14 protein-coding genes and 1 riboswitch are annotated in these 19,506 nt (G+C 42.6%); of the genes, 4 read left to right on the top strand and 10 right to left on the bottom strand.

All coding sequences use genetic code 11. The annotated features are described in order from the left end of the window. Positions 1 to 12 precede the first annotated feature (12 nt). Positions 13 to 1,689 (top strand): S8 family serine peptidase, encoded by a 1,677-nt coding sequence (locus tag WC743_RS12190; protein WP_373012278.1) that lies wholly within the window; start codon positions 13 to 15, stop codon positions 1,687 to 1,689. A gap of 333 nt (positions 1,690 to 2,022) precedes the next feature. Here the strand turns inward: WC743_RS12190 and metF are convergent, their stop codons facing one another. The 5 genes from metF to murQ form a co-directional block, all read right to left on the bottom strand. Beyond that, entirely contained in the window at positions 2,023 to 2,979 is a 957-nt protein-coding gene (gene metF, locus WC743_RS12185) for a methylenetetrahydrofolate reductase [NAD(P)H] (protein WP_373012277.1), read from the bottom strand. Positions 2,980 to 3,265: 286 nt separating this feature from the next. After that, a complete protein-coding gene (metH, locus tag WC743_RS12180; RefSeq protein WP_373012276.1) occupies positions 3,266 to 6,955 on the bottom strand; it encodes a methionine synthase in 3,690 nt (1,229 codons plus the stop codon). A gap of 138 nt (positions 6,956 to 7,093) precedes the next feature. After that, positions 7,094 to 7,205, bottom strand: a riboswitch (SAM riboswitch). A 114-nt stretch (positions 7,206 to 7,319) separates the two neighbouring features. Continuing rightward, positions 7,320 to 8,057 carry a Bax inhibitor-1/YccA family protein gene (locus WC743_RS12175; RefSeq protein WP_373012275.1) on the bottom strand — a complete coding sequence of 246 codons (738 nt, stop codon included), beginning with the start codon at positions 8,055 to 8,057 and terminating at the stop codon, positions 7,320 to 7,322. A gap of 112 nt (positions 8,058 to 8,169) precedes the next feature. Continuing rightward, positions 8,170 to 8,736, bottom strand: coding sequence for a hypothetical protein (locus WC743_RS12170; protein ID WP_373012274.1), 567 nt, complete (start codon positions 8,734 to 8,736; stop codon positions 8,170 to 8,172). 114 nt (positions 8,737 to 8,850) lie between these two features. After that, entirely contained in the window at positions 8,851 to 9,657 is an 807-nt protein-coding gene (gene murQ / locus WC743_RS12165) for an N-acetylmuramic acid 6-phosphate etherase (RefSeq protein ID WP_373012273.1), read from the bottom strand. Between the two features lie 110 nt (positions 9,658 to 9,767). Between murQ and WC743_RS12160 the strand changes: the two genes are divergently transcribed. Continuing rightward, complete coding sequence (locus WC743_RS12160; RefSeq protein ID WP_373012272.1) at positions 9,768 to 11,357, top strand: S41 family peptidase; 1,590 nt, start codon at positions 9,768 to 9,770, stop codon at positions 11,355 to 11,357. Here WC743_RS12160 and WC743_RS12155 read toward each other — a convergent pair whose 3' ends face one another. Next, the gene (locus WC743_RS12155) at positions 11,358 to 13,079 is read right to left on the bottom strand and encodes a glycoside hydrolase family 3 protein (RefSeq protein WP_373012271.1); all 1,722 of its coding nucleotides are present in this window, start codon (positions 13,077 to 13,079) and stop codon (positions 11,358 to 11,360) included. Between the two features lie 126 nt (positions 13,080 to 13,205). Between WC743_RS12155 and WC743_RS12150 the strand changes: the two genes are divergently transcribed. Together WC743_RS12150 and WC743_RS12145 are read left to right on the top strand one after the other, a co-directional pair. Beyond that, a complete protein-coding gene (locus WC743_RS12150) occupies positions 13,206 to 13,898 on the top strand; it encodes a porin family protein (protein ID WP_373012270.1) in 693 nt (230 codons plus the stop codon). 155 nt (positions 13,899 to 14,053) lie between these two features. Beyond that, positions 14,054 to 14,929, top strand: coding sequence for a glycosyltransferase (locus tag WC743_RS12145; protein WP_373012268.1), 876 nt, complete (start codon positions 14,054 to 14,056; stop codon positions 14,927 to 14,929). Between the two features lie 56 nt (positions 14,930 to 14,985). Here the strand turns inward: WC743_RS12145 and WC743_RS12140 are convergent, their stop codons facing one another. From WC743_RS12140 to WC743_RS12125, 4 genes are read right to left on the bottom strand one after another with little or no spacing between them, the layout of a single operon-like run. Then, complete coding sequence (locus WC743_RS12140) at positions 14,986 to 16,839, bottom strand: ABC transporter ATP-binding protein (protein WP_373012267.1); 1,854 nt, start codon at positions 16,837 to 16,839, stop codon at positions 14,986 to 14,988. A 53-nt stretch (positions 16,840 to 16,892) separates the two neighbouring features. Then, positions 16,893 to 17,816 carry a glycosyltransferase gene (locus WC743_RS12135; RefSeq protein ID WP_373012266.1) on the bottom strand — a complete coding sequence of 308 codons (924 nt, stop codon included), beginning with the start codon at positions 17,814 to 17,816 and terminating at the stop codon, positions 16,893 to 16,895. Next, entirely contained in the window at positions 17,813 to 18,619 is an 807-nt protein-coding gene (locus tag WC743_RS12130) for a glycosyltransferase family 2 protein (protein WP_373012265.1), read from the bottom strand. The genes WC743_RS12135 and WC743_RS12130 overlap by 4 nt, the downstream gene beginning before the upstream one ends. Then, complete coding sequence (locus tag WC743_RS12125) at positions 18,619 to 19,407, bottom strand: glycosyltransferase family 2 protein (RefSeq protein WP_373012264.1); 789 nt, start codon at positions 19,405 to 19,407, stop codon at positions 18,619 to 18,621. The genes WC743_RS12130 and WC743_RS12125 overlap by 1 nt, the downstream gene beginning before the upstream one ends. Positions 19,408 to 19,506: the final 99 nt, after the last annotated feature.

The raw sequence follows: 19,506 nt of genomic DNA, 5'->3' as shown, positions 1-19,506 counted from the left end.
ATTTTTTAACACATGCACAAAATTTGCAAATTTATAGCCGGGGCCGTTCTATCTGGCTTCGTACTCATCAATTATAGTTCAGTAGCGCAAACGGCGCCAAAATCAGCGGCGACAGCCGCGGCAATAGAACTTCCGAAGAACTGGCATACCATGGACCTCAAAACCGATGGTTATTTTGGCGTAAGCCTTAACCAGGCCTATTTGTTTGTAAAGGGCAAAAAAAGCAAACCGGTAGTAGTAGCCACTATTGATAGCGGCATTGATACCGCACAGGCGGATCTGAAACCCATACTGTGGGTGAATACGAAGGAAATTCCGGGTAACGGTATTGATGACGACAAGAATGGCTATGTTGACGATATACACGGCTGGGACTTTTTAGGTGGCCCGGGTGGCAAATGCAACTATACTGAAACCACCGAAGAGGTACGTGAGTTTAACCGCTTAAAAGAAAAATACGCTAATTTAACAGCTGCACCTGCCGGTAATGATAAAGAATATGCCTACTGGTTAAAGGTTAAGGAAACACATGATGCTACCGTAACCAAATCACAAGGCGAAATTCAACAACTGCAACCTGCAATGAACGCGTTAATGGTTACCAGCGGGTATATTAAAAGAGCGCTTAACTTAAAAACAGACGACTCGTTTAAAGTTACAGATCTTGCAAAGATCACAACCACTAACGACACCATAAACCGCAGCAAATATGTTTGGGAATCGGTTTTTCAGCAGGAAGGCGGTAGTTCTGATAATGCTAAGATCATAAAAGACCTGAGCGAATACCTGGCCAAATTAAATAACGATGTTAACCCTGATCTGGATGCCCGCAAACGCATAATTGGCGACGACCCAAATGTTAATGACGGCAAACCTTATGGTAATAACCTTTTAAAGTTTGCTGATGCATCGCACGGAACAGGTGTTGCGGGCTTAATTGGCGCGGTACGTAATAACAAATATGGCATAAATGGCATTGCTGATAACGTTAGGTTAATGGGCATTAAAGCCGTCCCTAATGGCGACGAGTATGATAAAGATATTGCTAACGCGATACATTACGCCGTTGATAATGGCGCGAAAGTGATCAATATGAGCTTTGGTAAAAAGCTATCGCCGCATAAAGCGTGGGTTGATGAGGCCTTTAAATATGCAGCCGCTAAAGATGTACTATTGGTACAGGCATCTGGTAACGACAACCAGGATGTAGATGCTAAACCGGAGTACCCGAATGACATGTTTGAGGATGGCTCGGCAACCGATGCGCCTAATGTGATAAGTGTTGGTGCTTCGGCAGAAAAACAGGATGAAAACCTTGCGGGCACTTTTAGCAATTACGGTAAAGCAAATGTGGATGTATTTGCACCGGGTGTAAAAGTTACTTCTATTGATATGGATGCTGAATTTAACACTGCGGATGGCACCAGCTTTGCATCGCCTATTACAGCTGGTATAGCAGCTTTAGTATTGGAGTACTACCCAAACCTGAGCGCGAAACAGTTGAAACAGGTTATAATGGAATCGGCAACGCCGCTAACCGGTACCATGGTATTAAAGCCAGGCAGCAAAACAGATAAGGTTGATTTTACCACTCTGTCAAAAACAGGCGGTGTAGTAAATGCTTACAAGGCATTGGTAGCAGCCAGCAAATTAAAAGGCGAAAGAAAACAAGTCAATTCTTCCTTATAAATGAGAGGGAATTGCAAAATACGGAGATTGTTTTAGTCAAAGATAATTGGGCTAAAGCCCCGTATTACCGCTTATTACCCGTTGACTTTAGTCAACGGCAATGAAAACAAAAAAGCCGGTCTGTTAAGGACCGGCTTTTTTGTTTTATATTAAAATTCGCGAAAATGATATGTACTGGGGTCATCCTGAGCTTGTCGAAGAACGTGCGCAAGGGCCTCTGCCCGCAATGGTTCGACAGGCTCACCATGACAAGACAAGCTCAGCATGACAAGACAAGCTCAGCATGACAAGACAAGCTCAGCATGACCCAAGCCTCAAACCTGTCATGGGCAATTAAAATATCGCTTCGGCTATTTTCTTGGTTGGGCCGGGGTTACCCATGGTATAAAAATGCAATACCGGCGCGCCAAATTTTACCAGTTCTTTGCATTGGTTTATCATCCATTCAATACCTACATCTTTCACATTCTTTTCTTCTTTACAGTCATGAATAGCATCACTTAATGCTTCCGGAATATCTATATGGAATGTTTTAGAAAGGTTAACCAACTGCTTTGATGTAGTGATAGGTTTCAATCCCGGAATAATTGGCACATTGATACCCGCTGCACGGCAGTTATTCACAAAATCGAAATACTTTTGATTATCAAAAAACATCTGCGTAACAACGAAGCCCGCACCCATATCAACCTTTTGTTTTAGATATTTAAAGTCGGTTTTTAGGTTTGGCGCCTCAAAATGCTTTTCGGGATAACCGGCAACACCTATACAAAAATCTGTCTGGTAAACGCCTTCATGGTTCTCATGCAGGTAAATACCTTTATTCATGTTAACCACCTGCTGTAAAAGATCAGTAGCATAGCAATGGCCATTAGGTGTAGGCACAAATGAAGAATCGCCCCGGCGGGCATCACCACGTAATACCAGCACATTATCGATACCTAAAAATTGTAGATCTACCAAACCATTCTCGGTCTCATCCTTAGTAAAACCACCGCACAATAAATGCGGAACGGTATCTACCTTATACTTATTCATGATAGCCGCGCAGATAGCAATTGTGCCAGGGCGTTTGCGATAAGCAAGCTTCTCCAGCAATCCGGTTTCATGCTGTTTATAAATATAATCTTCGCGCAGCGATGTCACATCAATAAACGGCGGCTTAAACTCCATCAGCGGGTCAATAGCATCATAAATACCCTGTATGCTCTGCCCCTTTAATGGCGGTATCAATTCAAAGGAAAATAAGGTTTTGCCGTTGGCATTAGCAATGTGTTCTGTAATTTTCATTTAGGTTTATCTCTATCGCGTCATTGCGAGGAACGAAGCAATCTCAAAACTGTGCATATCAAATATGCCTATCGGGAGATTGCTTCGTTCCTCGCAATGACGCTTTATTATTTTTATGTATTCTTTCTAATAATTTATATTCGGCCCAAGCCATCTTTCTATTATTTTATAATCATGTTATTGCGAGCGATAGCGTGGCAATCTCGTCGCATGCTAAGCGTTCATGCATTGGCGACGAGATTGCCGCGTCGTTCCTCCTCGCAATGACATTTATTTTATGCCTGATCTAATAATTTATATTCGGCCCAAGCCATCTTTCTACTGTTTCAAGCGACATGTTTTTTCTCTTCGCATAATCTTCTACCTGATCTTTGCTGATCTTGCCCAAACCAAAATAACGGGCCTCGGGGTGTGCAAAGTAGAAACCGCTTACAGATGCTGCCGGCATCATGGCCAAACTTTCGGTAAGGTGCATGTGGGCGTTGTCTTCGGCCTTTAGTATTTCAAACAAGGTTGTCTTTTCGGTATGATCCGGACAAGCAGGATAACCCGGTGCCGGGCGGATCCCCTGGTATTCTTCTTTGATCAGCTCATCGGTATCCAATTGTTCAGCTTTAGCATAACCCCAGTATTCCTTACGTACCAGTTCGTGCATTTTTTCGGCAAATGCTTCGGCAAGGCGGTCGGCAAGGGCTTTAGCCATAATGCTGTTATAATCGTCATGGTCTTTTTCAAACTCCGCCACCAATTCATCGCAACCAATACCGGTAGTTACCGCGAAACCGCCCCAGTAATCAGGCACTCCGCTTTCCTTTGGAGCAATAAAATCCGACAGGGCATAATACGGCTCACCTTTCACTTTCTCTGCCTGCTGGCGAAGCGTATGTATACGGGTAAGCAAATGCTGGCGGGTATCATCAGTATAGATCTCAATATCATCGCCTACGCTGTTTGCAGGCCAAAAGCCTATAACACCGTTTGCACGCAGTAATTTCTCGTCTACTATTTTCTTTAACAATGCCTGTGCATCGTCATAAAGCTTTTTAGCTTCAACGCCCACATATTTGTCATTAAATATCTTAGGATAACTGCCACGCAATTCCCAGGTGTGGAAGAAAGGTGTCCAGTCAATATATGGCACCAGCTCCTCTAACGGATAAGCTTCAAATACCTTTGTACCTACCAGCGTTGGCTTAGACGGTACAGAACCATTCAGGTTAATCTGGCATTTTTGCCCGCGTGCTTCCTCAATGCTTACAAATCGTTTGTCGCTTTTTTTATTGGCATGTGCCTCACGGGCTTTTGCGTATTCGTCTTTAATCCCCTGTATGTAGCCATCCCGGTTATCTTTATTCATCAGGCTGCTGCAAACTGTTACACTGCGCGATGCATCCAGTACGTGTATGGCAGGGCCTGAATAATTTGGCGCCACCTTTACCGCCGCATGGATCCGCGATGTTGTTGCACCACCAATAATTAACGGAATGGTGAATCCCTGGCGCTCCATTTCTTTAGCAAAATGTACCATTTCATCTAATGATGGGGTGATCAATCCGCTCAGGCCAATAATATCAACATCATGCTTTTTAGCTTCTTCAATAATGCGTTGGGCGGGTACCATTACACCAAGGTCTATCACCTCAAAGTTGTTACAGGCCAATACAACGCCAACTATATTTTTACCAATATCATGTACATCACCCTTAACGGTGGCCATTAATATTTTTCCTGCATTGGCACGGCTACCGCTGCTGTCTTCTCCGGCATCAATAACACGTTGTTTTTCCAGCTCAATAAATGGCAGCAAATAAGCCACCGCTTTTTTCATTACACGTGCGGATTTTACTACCTGCGGTAAAAACATTTTCCCGGCGCCAAACAGGTCACCTACTACGTTCATCCCATCCATCAGCGGGCCTTCAATTACCTCTAAAGGTTTGGCAAACTTTTGGCGGGCTTCTTCTACGTCATCATCAAGGTATTCTATAATACCTTTTACCAGCGCGTGCGATAAGCGTTTTTCAACCGGATCTTTGCGCCATTCTTCATCACGCACAATCTCTTTACCCTTACTTTTTATGGTATCGGCAAACTCAACAAGCCGTTCTGTGGCATCATCGCGGCGGTTCAGTAAAACATCCTCAACAAGTTCCAGCAGGTTCTTAGGGATCTCTTCATAAACCTCCAACATACCCGCGTTTACAATGCCCATATCTAAACCGGCACCAATAGCGTGATACAAAAATGCCGAGTGCATAGCCTCGCGCACGGTGTTATTCCCCCTAAAGGAGAACGAGATATTACTTACACCACCGCTTACTTTAGCGTATGGCAGGTTTTGTTTTATCCAGCGGGTAGCCTCAATAAAATCTACCGCGTAGTTATTATGTTCTTCGAGCCCGGTTGCAACGGTCAGGATATTGGGGTCGAAGATGATATCCTGCGGAGGGAAACCAACCTTATCAACCAGTATGCGGTAGGAGCGTTCGCAGATCTCTTTACGGCGCTCCAATGAATCGGCCTGGCCGGTTTCATCAAAAGCCATTACAACCGCGGCAGCACCGTAGCTTAAGATCTTTTTAGCATATTCAATAAATTTCTCTTCGCCCTCTTTAAGGGAAATGGAGTTTACAATCCCCTTCCCTTGCAGGCATTTTAGCCCGGCCTCAATCACCGTCCATTTAGATGAGTCGATCATGATAGGCAACTTGGCAATATCAGGCTCCGATGCAACCAGGTTCAGGAATTTCACCATCACCGCTTCCGAATCAATCATCCCCTCATCCATGTTTATATCGATGACCTGGGCACCACCTTCTACCTGTTGCAGGGCAACGGCAAGGGCGGCTTCGTAATCTTCGGCTAATATTAGTTTAGAGAATTTTGGCGACCCGGTAATATTGGTACGCTCACCTATGTTGGCAAAGTTAGTTTCGGGGGTTAAGGTAATGGCTTCTAATCCGCTCAGGCGTAAATAAGGCTCAATTACAGGTTTTTTGCGGGGCTGATATTTGGCAGCTTTATCCGCAATGCATTTAATATGCTCCGGCGTGGTGCCGCAACAACCACCTACAATATTTACCAACCCTGCTTTTATAAAATCATCAACCTGGTGGGCGGTTTCATGCGGCGTTTCGTCATAGGCGCCAAACTCGTTAGGCAGGCCCGCGTTAGGGTAGGCCGATATAAATACATCAGCTTTTTGAGAAAGTTCCTCCAGGTGGGGCCTCATTTCTTTTGCACCCAAAGCACAGTTTAACCCTACCGACAGCAAATTGGCATGGCGGATAGAGTTCCAGAATGCCTCAACCGTTTGCCCCGAAAGGGTACGGCCGGATGCATCAGTAATAGTACCCGAGATCATGACAGGCAGATGGATGCCGGTTTCGTTCGCGTAACGGTTTATGGCAAATAGCGCCGCCTTGGCGTTAAGCGTATCAAATATGGTTTCTACCAGTAACAAATCCGACCCACCATCAACCAAACCCCTTACCTGCTCGTAGTAAGCTTCACTCAGATCATCAAAAGTAACGGCACGGTAACCCGGGTCGTTCACATCTGGCGATAAGGAGGCCGTACGGTTAGTTGGACCAACAGCACCGGCTACAAAGCGGGGTTTATCCGGGTTATTTTTAGTGTATTCGGTAGCAACTTCTTTGGCTATGCGGGCACCTTCGTAACTCAACTCGTAAGCCAGTTCTTCCAGGTGATAATCGGCCAGCGAAATGCGTTGCGTGCTGAAAGTATTTGTTTCAATAATATCTGCACCGGCATCCAAATACTCGGCGTGGATGGCTTTTATAACATCCGGGCGCGTAATATTCAGCAGGTCATTATTGCCTTTAAGATCTGATGCATGGTCACGAAAACGCTCTCCGCGGAAATCTTCCTCGGTGAGTTCGTACCGTTGTATCATGGTGCCCATTGCACCGTCAATAACCAGGATGCGTTTCTCTAATTCTTTTTTAATATCCATTTTTTCAGTTGGCCGTTGCCAGTTACCAGTGGGCAGTTAAATAAATACTCAGATACAGCAAAACACCGCAAACTGCTTACTCAAAACTGCAAACTGTATAATAGCTTATCTCGAAAAGTCGGGTATATGGTTGACTTTCACTTATCTGTCCCAGGCCATTCATTTGGCCGGAGTAGAATGTAGCACCTTGTTAAGTAACAGGTTGCTAAGACATCGCAGGGTCTAATCCCTCCGTCTTTCTCCATAAGCGACACAAAGATGAGTAATAATGTTGTAAAGTGCAAGCCAATACTACATCATTACAATTGTACTATAAACAAAAAAGCCGCTCCTAACAGAGCGGCTTTTCATAAAGACTTTTAAATTATCTTCTGTTACCGCCAAATACGCGCAGCAACATCAGGAAAAGGTTAATAAAATCAAGATACAAGGTCAATGCACCCATGATAGCCATTTTTGAGGCCGTTGCATCGCCATACTCTAAGCCTGCGCCAATGCGTTTTAGCTTTTGCACATCATAAGCGGTTAAGCCCACAAACACGGCAACACCTACGTAGCTGATGATCAGGTCAAGGCCACTGCTGTGCAGTATTAGTAAATTTAATACACTTGCTATAATGATGCCTACTAATAGCATGATCATGATTGAACCAAACTTGGTTAGGTCCTGATGTGTGATGTATCCTCCTACAGCCATTACACCAAACACAACGGCAGTTGTGATAAACACACTTGATATGGTACCTACTGAATAAGCAAAAAATATGTAGCTTAAACTTATACCCATCAAAGCAGAAAACGCCACGAACATCAATACTAACCCAATAAATGGCAGCTTGTTAAAGCCTACCCTAAAAAGTAATACAAAAATTAATGGGGAGAACATTACAACTGTTCCCATGATGTTATTTCTCCCGGTAGCCGGATCACGCAATAGTGATGACAACTCCGGATTGAAGGCGAATATATATGAACATACAGCCGAAAGGCCTAACGCAACAAACATCCATACAAATACATTTGCTATGAACCTTCGGGACGCATCGGCATTTTCAACATAACTTACGTCTTCGTAGACGTAATCAGTGGTTTTAGTTTCCATTTTTATAAAGAATTATTTTTATACGAATATAGGGGTTTTAGCTTGAAAACGTTGCAGGGGTTATATTTGTTGTAAGAATTATAAAGCTTACAAACGGATGTGAATTTAAGCCTTAATTCAGCCGTTTCTGTAGTTGTTCTTCTACCCTTTTAAATACCTGCAGGGGTTTTAAAGAACGCCAGTTAAGTTCATCCAGTTGGCCGCCAAAGTTTATGTAGTAATCAATATTGCTTTTCTTAAACTCGCCAATAACATGATCCTGGAAATTTATGCCGGCTATCCAGCCATCTTCCACCTCCTGAAACCATTCTTCATAATAGCTATCGTCAGAGAAATGGAAGTTCAGCACATTCTCGCCTATCAGTATATACTTATTTATGCCCTGATCTATCATCAGCTCAAAAAGCTCCCGCTTCATCAGCATAATGTCGTTATTAATGGCATCGTTCCATTCTCCAATAAATTCTATAATGCTGTAACCACGGTCATAATCAACGTATAAAATTTTAAGATATAACGTGTTCGAGCCAAATGAATCCCACTGCGGGTGCAGCAAATAGTTATATATCTGCTTATCATACTCAAACTCGTTATACTGTGTGGCATAAAAAGGCGAAAACTCATCCTCAGATGCTATATAGTCATCCCTCCACCTGTAATATGGTTCTATTTCGTGCATAGTTCTTTATAATGTGCAAATATGCAATTGTGCAGCGGAACTGCGCATTTTGCTGCATATCTACTGTTATTTAATTCATTGTATTTAATTTGCACATCTCCCGCATTTGCACAGCTATTTATGAAACGCTTCAACCGCTTTCCTAACACTTCCGTTCTCTCTAAGCAACCTGGCCGACTCCTGTTCATCTAAACCGGTTTCGCTCATTACCATGTGGGTGCCGCGGTCAATCAATTTATTATTGCTTAACTGCATATCAATCATTTTATTACCTTTTACACGGCCCAGCTGTATCATTACGGCAGTGCTTAGCATATTCAAAACCAGCTTTTGCGCGGTACCTGCTTTCATACGGGTAGATCCGGTTAAAAACTCGGGGCCGGTAATCACTTCAACTGCATATTTAGCTTCGGCTGCAATGGGGCTGCCGCTGTTGCAAACTATACAACCGGTGATAACGTTATTTTCATTTGCCGCTTTTAAGCCGCCAATTACATAAGGCGTTGTACCTGATGCGGCAATACCTACCACCACATCTTTGTCGTTAATATTAAACTCGGCAAGGTCTTTCCAGGCCTGCTCGGTATCATCCTCTGCAAATTCAACCGCTTTACGAATAGCGCTGTCGCCGCCCGCTATAATGCCAATCACCCAGTCAAAAGGCACCCCAAACGTTGGCGGGCATTCTGATGCATCAACAACACCCAGCCTGCCGCTGGTACCGGCGCCTATGTAAAATAGCCTGCCGCCGTTACGCATGCGTTCGGCTGTAATGGTTGCCAGCGCTTCTATCTTCGGCAGGGCTTTTTCAACCGCTGCGGGCACTGTTTTATCCTCGTTATTTATGTTTTGGAGCAACTCCTTTACTGACATGTTTTCGAGGCCGGTATAGTTTGAATCCTTTTCGGTAGTTCTATCCATTTAATTCAAATATTTTTTAACAAAATTGAATAAAAAACATCAAAGCAAAGAACATGATATAAATTATCGGTAATACCCGGTAATGTTTAAATTTGCAAGGCGATATAGAGATGAAAAGAACTGCGGGTATTATTTTCCGGACATTAATACTGATCCTTATTGGGGTAACAATTGGATTGCTGATAAGTGACAATAATTTTTCAACACACCCCCTTGGCTTTAATTTATCAAAGGACAATGGTAAACTGTCAAAAGTGCTTTACCTGGTCACCAATAAATATGTAGACTCCATAAATACCGACAGCATTGAAGGGATTACAGTTAACGATATGCTGCAAAACCTTGATCCGCATTCGGTTTACCTGCCCGCGCAACAGGCCCGCTCAATTAACGAAAGATTAGAGGGTGGCTTTAACGGCATTGGTTTAGAATACCAGCTGCTGCGCGATACCATTGTTATTACCCTTATATACCCTAACGGACCGGCAGCCAAAGCAGGCCTTGAAACCGGCGACAAGGTGATAACTGTTGATGGCAAACCATTTTCGGGCACTAAGCTTACCGTAAACCGCATCAGTAAAAGCTTTAGGGGCGATAAAGACACCCGCATTACGCTTGGCATATCAAAAAACCATGGCCCTGTGAAGGATTACCTTATTAAACGCGGCCGCGTTGACCTGAGTAGTGTAGATGCCGCCTACCTGGCCGGTGATAAAACCGGGTATGTTAAAATAAGCAAGTTTGCATCACAAACTGATACCGATTTTAGAAGCGCGCTATTTAAATTAAAGGCCGAAGGCATGCAAAAACTGGTGCTTGACCTGCGCGGAAACGGCGGCGGATATTTAAACACTGCTACCGCCCTGGCCGATGAATTTTTGCCAAAGGGAGATTTAATTGTTTACACTTTAGGTGTACATGAACCACGTACAGATTATTTCGCGACAGATTCAGGGAGTTATGAAAAAGGTAAGCTAACCGTTATTATAGATGAATATTCGGCATCTGCCAGTGAGATATTGGCCGGGGCTTTACAAGATCTGGACAGGGCCACTATAGTGGGCAGGCGTTCATTTGGTAAAGGGTTGGTACAGCAGCAGTTTCCGTTTGGCGATGGCACGGCGGTAAATTTAACTGTTGCCAGGTATTACACCCCATCCGGCAGGTCAATACAAAAATCATATAAGAACGGTGTTAGCAGTTACCGTAATGAACTGGCAGACCGTGTACGCAAAGGGGAACTGTTAACAGAAAGCAGTAATTTAAGCGACAGCGTTTTTTTAAAGGGCTCTGCTTTTCATACTACCAGCGGCCGTAAGGTTTTTAGTTTTGGCGGCATAATGCCCGATGTTTTTGTACCCGCAGATACCACTCAAAACACACGGGTTATCAGCGACCTGTATAACGAGCAATTATTTACAGGCTATGTAATAGACAAGCTTCAGCCGCAGTTAAAAAAGTTTAATACTTCTTATGATTTTATTAAACAATTCGCTGTAAGTGACGAAGCTTTTGGTGATTTTGTTATTTACGCGTCGCAAAAAGTAAAGCAGATGGATTTGAATGAGCTGCGCATATCACGGGAGACCATCAAAACGCTTTTAAAAGCAAATGCCGCGCGCTTTAAATGGGGCACTAATGCTTATTATTACGTGATGAACGAGAACGACAGCACGTTTAAAACTGCCCTGCAGCAGTAATTATAAAGCCACACTCATGCCGGTAGTGAAGTACATATTTATACTTACCGGTAATTTACCAATTGGTTTTTGCTGCCCGGTTATCACTTTTACCGCCGAACGCTGTAAGGCATCATCTTTTTGATAACAGGCCAATAGCGCACCGCTTTTTTCTATTCCCGGCAAGCCGGCAATGGAATAAGGATTGGCAAAAACACTTATTACCGAATTTGGCCTGGCTGCCAGGTCAGCAATCAGCAGTTTTACATCGCTGCTATAATCCAGCTTACTTGCCGGGCGCAGGCGGGTATCATGTATGCCTACAAAAACCTGATCATACTGTTTTAGAGCGGCCAGGATGTTGTTTAGCTCGGGTACAGGAGTATTCTTCCCTACCACAAATAAGTTGCTGTTTGGGTACCATTTAAAAAGCTCACGCTGGAAAGTAGTTTGCCCGGTTACACCAATGCTGATAATAGCAGTTCGCTTCATTGGGTCCTGCCTTAATACGCGGCTATCTCCCTTTATCATAGTTACCGCGGCATCGCTTAGTTGCTGTATCAGTTCGGCAGCGGCCGGGCGGTTTAGGTCCTGCACCAGGTTTGCCGGCGAGATCTCCTTGTAATTATTTAAGCCGGCCCAGTATTTTGCTGCCAGCATCTTTTTTACTTTCGCCTCAAATTCCTCTTTTGATATTTTGCCTTTCCGTACTGCCTTGCGGATCAGCTTCTCGGCATTCTTTGAGTTTTCTGATAGTTCAATCAGGTCATTCCCCGCCAAAAATGCGTGCAAATCGGCCTCTCCATTTGGGAAATACTTGGTTACCCCTTTCATTTCCATAGCATCAGAAGCTACCAGTCCTCTAAACCTCAGCGAATCTTTCAGTACCCCGGTTACAATGGGCCTTGATAACGTTGATGCTAAGTTTTTTGTAGTATCAAGCGCCGGTATATTCATGTGCGCTATCATAACGCCGCCTATGCCCGCGTTGATGGCTTCGCGGAACGGGTATTCTTCTAATGAATCTAATCTTTCGCGGCTAAAAGAAAGCTGCGGCAAATCAAAGTGCGAATCAACGTTGGTATCGCCATGGCCGGGAAAGTGTTTGGCTATGGTAATTAATCCGGCATCCTGCATGCCGGTAAAATACGCTATGCCTTTTCTGGCAACGTTATATTTATTATCGCCAAATGAGCGGTAGTTTATAACCGGGTTATCCGGGTTGTTATTTACATCAAACACGGGCCCAAAGTTTATTTGCACGCCCAGGCGCTTAAAGTCATAAGCCACCATCTGGCCCATTTTATAGATCAGGTTGTTATCCTGTATAGCGCCCAGGGTCATTTGGTACGGGTATGATACGGTCGAGTCCAGGCGCATGCCCAAGCCCCATTCGCCATCCATGGCAATCATCAGGGGCACCCTTGATTGTTTTTGATAAATATTGGTAAGGTTAGCCTGCCTTACCGGGCCGCCCTGAAAAAACACAAGGCCGCCTACATGCTCATGCTCTATCACTTTCCCTACCGAATCTTCATAGGCCTTGCCCCTGTTGGTATGCGCCCTTATAAAAAACAATTGTGCAACGCGCTGCTTGCGGTTTAATTTTTCATAAACAGAATCTACCCAATTGTTTTGCCCATTAAGGGTATTTATAAGACTGGTTTTTTGTGCCAGGGTATTTTTGGCAAGAAAACTGATAGTAAGTAGCAAGATAATAGTAAAGATCTTTTTCGGCTGCATAATGTTTCAAATGTAGCTTAAATCTATTTTTTACCAATATTGTTTTATGCTGATTTTAATTTTAACACTATCCAAAATAAACCTTATCACAAAAAAGCACTCTATGGGTTTATAAAATTAAACACAATGAAAAAAATTCTCTTTTTAGCTATAGGCTTATTTATTGCCGGTTCGGTAAGCGCGCAGCGCGTTTATGATGGCCCCCGTCGCAGTCACCGCCGGGTTGTAAGGCGCGCCGCGCCAGATCAACAAAGGCAGCGCATGTATGATGATTTTTACCGGCCAAAAGTTGGTATAGCAGGCGGTTTAAATATTTCAAACACGGTTGATGCGTACAATGCTGACTTTAGCACCACCAGTATGAGCGGCGCCCATGTAGGTTTAACCTTTGAGGTACCGTTAATATATCCTTTATCATTTGCACCCGAAGTTTTGTTTTCGCAAAAAGGTTATAAAGCCGAAACCGGTGATGGCACTTTTAGACAAAAGACCAATTATATTGATATACCATTGCTTGCAAAATTTCGTGTAACACGTGGGTTTAATATAGTAGCCGGCCCGCAGCTTACCTTTTTAACATCAACCCGTAACACTTTTGATAACGGCTTTAACACTGTTTATATTGATCATTATAATAACCGGGGCGACAGGAGTTATGTTGCAGGTGTTTTGGGCGTAGGTTTTGATATTAACCCTAATGTTGAACTGAGAGGCCGGTACGCGATAGACCTTGGACACAATAACGGAGACCTGAATTCAAACCTGCCCGATTTTAGGAACCAGGTTTTTCAGATAGGTATAGGGTTTAAGTTTCAATAAAGCGAAACACCCCTTTTCCCCTTTATTAATAGTTTAAAAAGCTGTAGCGTTGCTACAGCTTTTTGCGTATAGAGCAATACGGAGTAATTTATTTCTATATTTGCCGTTATTGGTATGTATAGTTACAGTAATTACATCTACTTATTTATTTAATTATGATATCAGTAATTATATCTTCTATCAACCCGGAGCAGTTAAGCAGAATAAGCAAAAATATTGAGGATACAATTGGTACGCCCTATGAGTTAATAGCTACTGATAACAGGGGAAGTGATAAAGGAATATGCCAGGTTTATAATGAGGCTGCTGCTAAAGCCCGCTATGAGATACTGTGTTTTATTCATGAAGACATTATTATAAAAACCGACAACTGGGGTAAAGGGCTTGCATCATTGTTTAAGCAGGACCCTAAGCTGGGGCTTGTAGGCGTTGCCGGAACAGGCTATGTACCTTTATCGCCGGCAAACTTTGGGCCTGTTGGCATTGATACCCGGTATATTAATATTATACAGGGCTTTAAATTTAAAAAGAAGAAGCAAACACTTCATTACCGGAACCCTAATAACGAAAAGCTGGCTTATGTTGCCTGCCTTGATGGCGTATGGCTCACCACAACAAAAAGCGTTTTTGCCGAATTTAAATTTGATGAAAAAACTTTTAAAAAGTTCCATTGCTATGATATGGATCTTTCCTTATCGGTAGGTACCAAATACAAACTAGCCGTTACCTATGATTTACTGATAGAGCATTTATCAGAAGGAAGATATGACAAGGAATGGCTGGAAGAGAATATGAATATTTTTAATAAGTGGAACGATGTTTTGCCATTAAATAAACAAAACCTTTCCCCTGAGGAGGTTTTCAAGGCAGAAAAATTATCATTTAAATTCTTTGTCAATCAGCTTGTTGAATTTAAACTCCCTTTAAGCATAGCATTAAACATGCTATCTAAAAACAACAGGTTTTATTTTTTAAGTAAGTTGTTATTCTTAAAACTGCGGTTTTACATTTTCAAGAAAAAGCTGGCATAGGGGTACAACTACCTGATAGCGTAATACCTGCTTTAAATTTCATACATAACCCGTACTTATTCTGATGCAAAGGCCTGCATATCTATAAGCTTTTTATAAAGCCCGTTTTGCAGTAATAATTCCTGGTGGGTGCCTTGTTCGGCTACCTGGCCATTCTCCAGTACAAATATCAGGTCGGCATTTTGTATAGTGCTTAACCGGTGTGCAATAATCAATGATGTGCGGTTTTTCATCAGGTTATTAAGCGCATCCTGAACCAGCTTTTCAGATTCGGTATCTAATGCCGAAGTAGCCTCATCCAGCAGCATTATGGGCGGATTACTTAAAACAGCCCTGGCTATACAAATGCGCTGCCTTTGCCCGCCCGAAAGTTTTGTACCGCGGTCGCCCACATTTGTGCTATATCCATTCTCGGTCTCTAAAATAAAATTGTGCGCGTTAGCTATCCGTGCAGCGGCTTCTACTTCGGCAGGCTGTGCATTTTCTTTACCAAAAGCGATGTTGTTATAAATAGTATCATTAAACAATACCGATTCCTGGTTTACCACGCCCATTAACGCCCGTAAAGAATGCGCGGTAACGTGCTTTATGTCTTTACCATCAATAGTTATCATACCCTGCTGCGGGTCCATAAAGCGCGGTATCAGATCCATCATGGTTGATTTGCCACCGCCGGACGGGCCAACCAATGCCACTGTTTTTCCCTTAGGCACCGTAATATTGATATTTGATAGCACCTGCTTTTCCTGGTAAGCAAATGATACGTTCTCAAAACAAATAGCGTTGTTAAAATCAGTGATCTCAACAGCATCAGGCGCATCGGTTATTAAAGGCTTTTCATCAATCAGCGCCAATACCCGCTCACCCGCTGCTATGCCCGAATGTATATTACTGAACGAATCTGTAATGGCTTTGGCAGGGCGCATTAACTGCGAGAACAAGGCGATGTAGGCAACAAAATGCCCCGGATCAAGCTCTGAAGAATTATTGAAGATCATGTAACCCCCATAAAGCATTATAAATGATACCATCATAATGGAAAGGGTTTCTGATACTGGCGAAGCTAATTGCTGGCGTTTGGCAATTGACCTTGAAATTTTAGAATAACGTATGTTTTCGTTGTTAAAACGTTCTTTAATAAAATCGGTAGCGTTAAAGGCTTTTACAATTCTAATACCTGATAAGGCTTCATCCAAATAGCTGATCATATTACTGTATGATTCCTGCCCGGCTATGGCCTGTGATTTTAGGCGCTTAACAATGCGCGATATAATGAAACCTGAAACGGGTATAACCAGTAACGAGATCAGCGTAAGCTTTACCGAGATCATGAACAAGGCTACCAGGAATGCTATGAGCTGAAACGGCTCTTTAAAAACAACTTGCAGGGTACTGGTTACCGAAAACTGCACCACCTGCACATCTGATGCTACTTTTGTTAAAATATCACCTTTACGTTCATTATTAAAGTACCCAAGGTGCAGGTTCATTACATTGTTAAAAACGGTTTTACGTAAATTTAACAGGGTATGCACCCGCAGGTTTTCCATTATGCGTTGCGATAGATAGCGGAAAAAGTTACCAATTATAACGGAAGTTACAATTACGGCGCATACAAATTTGAGGGCCGTCCAGCGGTCATAGTGAACCAGAAAAAACTGGAGGTAATATTTGAACCAGCCGGATAGATCAAGCAACGACGGTTTTTTCAACTCCTGCACGGCTGTTTTTGCGGCATGTACCGCCTGCCCCCCGGCACCATCAATATTAAATAGTGTGGTAAGCAGGGGCCCTAACAGTACAATTACACTTGTACTGAAAATAACATATATTATAGTGCAGATAATATATGGTATAGCAAATTTTTCAATTGGCTTTGCGAACGATAATAATCTGAAATAGGTTTTCATTTAACCCTCAAAGTTAGTGTTAATTATTTTTAAGCTAATTGCATACTTGCAGGTTAGTTACCGGGCTTCTCTATCTTTCGTGAATACTTTATGGCAAAATTCAATTTTGATAGTCCTTTTCTTTCCTTTAGATCTGGAAAAAGCTGCCGGTAATAACTATTAACTATTCTTATAAGTGGCATTGAGATAGTGTTGGTAAACTTTAAATTATATGCCCTGTTAAGATCAGTGATAAATTTTTTGTCGGGCCCGTTTAAGCCTTTGTACCTGGTAAAATTACCAATCATTACCGAAACGGTATTCGACAAGATCCTTTTCAACTTTTGTTTATCATTGTTCATGTCCTTTTGAATCACCGAACTTTCATGCAAACGGTACCGGGTTAAACGCTCATTTAAATAAATTAGCTTGTTATTATACAGCGCTATAAAACCCATCCACCAGTCATAAAAACCAGCATCCGGAAAAGGCAATATATGCTGCAGAAACTCCCGTTCCATTAAACAGGTATGCCCGGTAACAACATTCATCAGCAATAAACTGCGATAATCCCTGTTATCGTGGTTATATGTACTTAACAGCTTGTTAGTGGTAGCACTCCCATCGGCCGTTATAAGCACCGAGTTTGAAAATATGAGCCAGTTATTGCCAATATTATCTACCAGCTTTTGAATTTTATCAGCTTCCCAAATATCATCCTGATCGCTTATTGCTATGTAGCTGCCCGTTGTTAACCGCAATGCCCGTTCAAAATTCTTATTGTACCCTAAATTGGTTCCATTTTCATAAACCTTAATGCGGTCATCCTTAGCGGCAAAGCTTTTTGCTATCTCAATAGTTGCATCAGCAGAACGGTCATCAACAACTATTATTTCAAGGTTGCGGTATGTTTGGTTAATAATGCTATCTAACTGTTCGGTTAAAAACCTTTCACCATTGTAAGTGCAAAGCGCTATTGATACTAATACGGGCGTCATAAATATTGATTTAGGCCGGCATCACACCAGGTTTTCTTTTGCTCAAGCGCCTTGTTAAACATTATATCATTTTGTGAAAGGCCTGTACGTGATTTCTCGGGGTGGTAGTTATGGTATACTATACCTCCGAATTTAATGATGCGCTTGGCTATCCCGCTGTAAATAAGCCTTACAGCAACTTCGTTGTCTTCGCGGCCCCAGCCTATAAATTCTTCGTTATAGCCATTTACCTTTATAAGATCGGCGCGCCAAAAAGCCATGTTGCAGCCCCGCAAATAAAGAATATCATCTATTTTATATCTTTCGGAAAGATACCCGCGCAAAAAAGCCGACCGGTAACCATTCAACTTATTAGTTACTTCTTTGTTAAAAAGACTAACATTGGTTTTACCTGTTTGCAAAATATGTGCAGAATAGCTTTTACCCAGCATTACCCTGCTGCCGCTAACAAATGTTCCCTTTTTGGCAAATGCCGAATGGTCTGCAATAAACATGGGGTGCAATATCAGGTCGCCATCAATCTGGATGATATACTCTTTGGATGCGGCCGCTATTGCCTTGTTCCTTATTCTTGAAAGCTGGAAACCTTCATCGGGCTGCCAAACATGAATTAGCGGTACCGGAAAATCTTTTTGGAAATGCTCTACAAGTAACCGGGTCTCTTCGGTAGAACCATCATCGGCTACTAAAACCTCATCCGGTAATACTTTTTGAGATTTAACGCTCAGCAGGCATACATTAAGGGCTTGCGGCCAGTTATAGGTTGATATGATTAATGATGTGGTGATATTGTTCTTCTTCATCAATTGCTTACTTGCCCGTATCCGTTCTTAGTTTGTTGTATATTTTGTTCTTTAACTCTTTCAACCGTTTGGCGCTGACCGGGCTCGTTATCCTTATTACTTACTTTATGGTATAAATGATACTGTACAGCACAAAGTTTTATAATTTTTTTAATAATACCCGCATTAATGAACCGCGCGGCCAGTTCTTCATCCTCATGCCCCCAGCCCTGCAAATCGTTATCGTATCCGTTTATTCTTATAAAATCGGCTTTCCAAAATGCAAGGTTACTTCCCCGCACACTATTTGATGACATTTTTTTGCGTGCGCCAAGTGCCCTTAAAGCAAATAATCGTAATGCATTGTTGCGGTGTTTTATCCCTGTTGACAACCACGAGATATTAATATCCTTATTATCCAAAACCTCCTTTGTGCGTTCGGGCGTTAGCATGGCGCGCGTTCCCCTTACAAAAGCACCAGGCTCTGCCGATGCCAAATGGTCGGCTATAAAGTGTTTATCAAGTATCACATCGCCGTCTACCTGGACTATATAATCATACTTACTTTTATGAACACCCTTGTTCAAAACAATGGTTTTGCGAAAACCCATATCCTCATGCCATACATGATGAACCGGCACCGGGAATTTCTCAGCGTAGCGGGCTATAAGCTGCCTGGTTTCTCCGGCCGAGCCATCATCTGCTATGATCACTTCATCAGGTAGGTGCTTTTGTGCCAAAACACTTAACAGGCAAACTTCAAGCGCCCCTGGCCAGTTATAAGTAGATATAATAAGAGAGCACTTCATTTAAAGGCAAAGATAATAAATGCTATGGCTTTGTTATTCGGGTACGGATGCTTGCCGCGCGTAATAGCTAAAACTGCATTAATAAACATTATATTACCT

The sequence above is a fragment of the Mucilaginibacter sp. genome, assembly GCF_041660805.1.
Taxonomy (GTDB): Bacteria; Bacteroidota; Bacteroidia; order Sphingobacteriales; family Sphingobacteriaceae; genus Mucilaginibacter.
The sequence above is the reverse complement of the archived record's forward strand: the minus strand, read 5'-3'. Positions and strand labels throughout refer to the sequence as shown.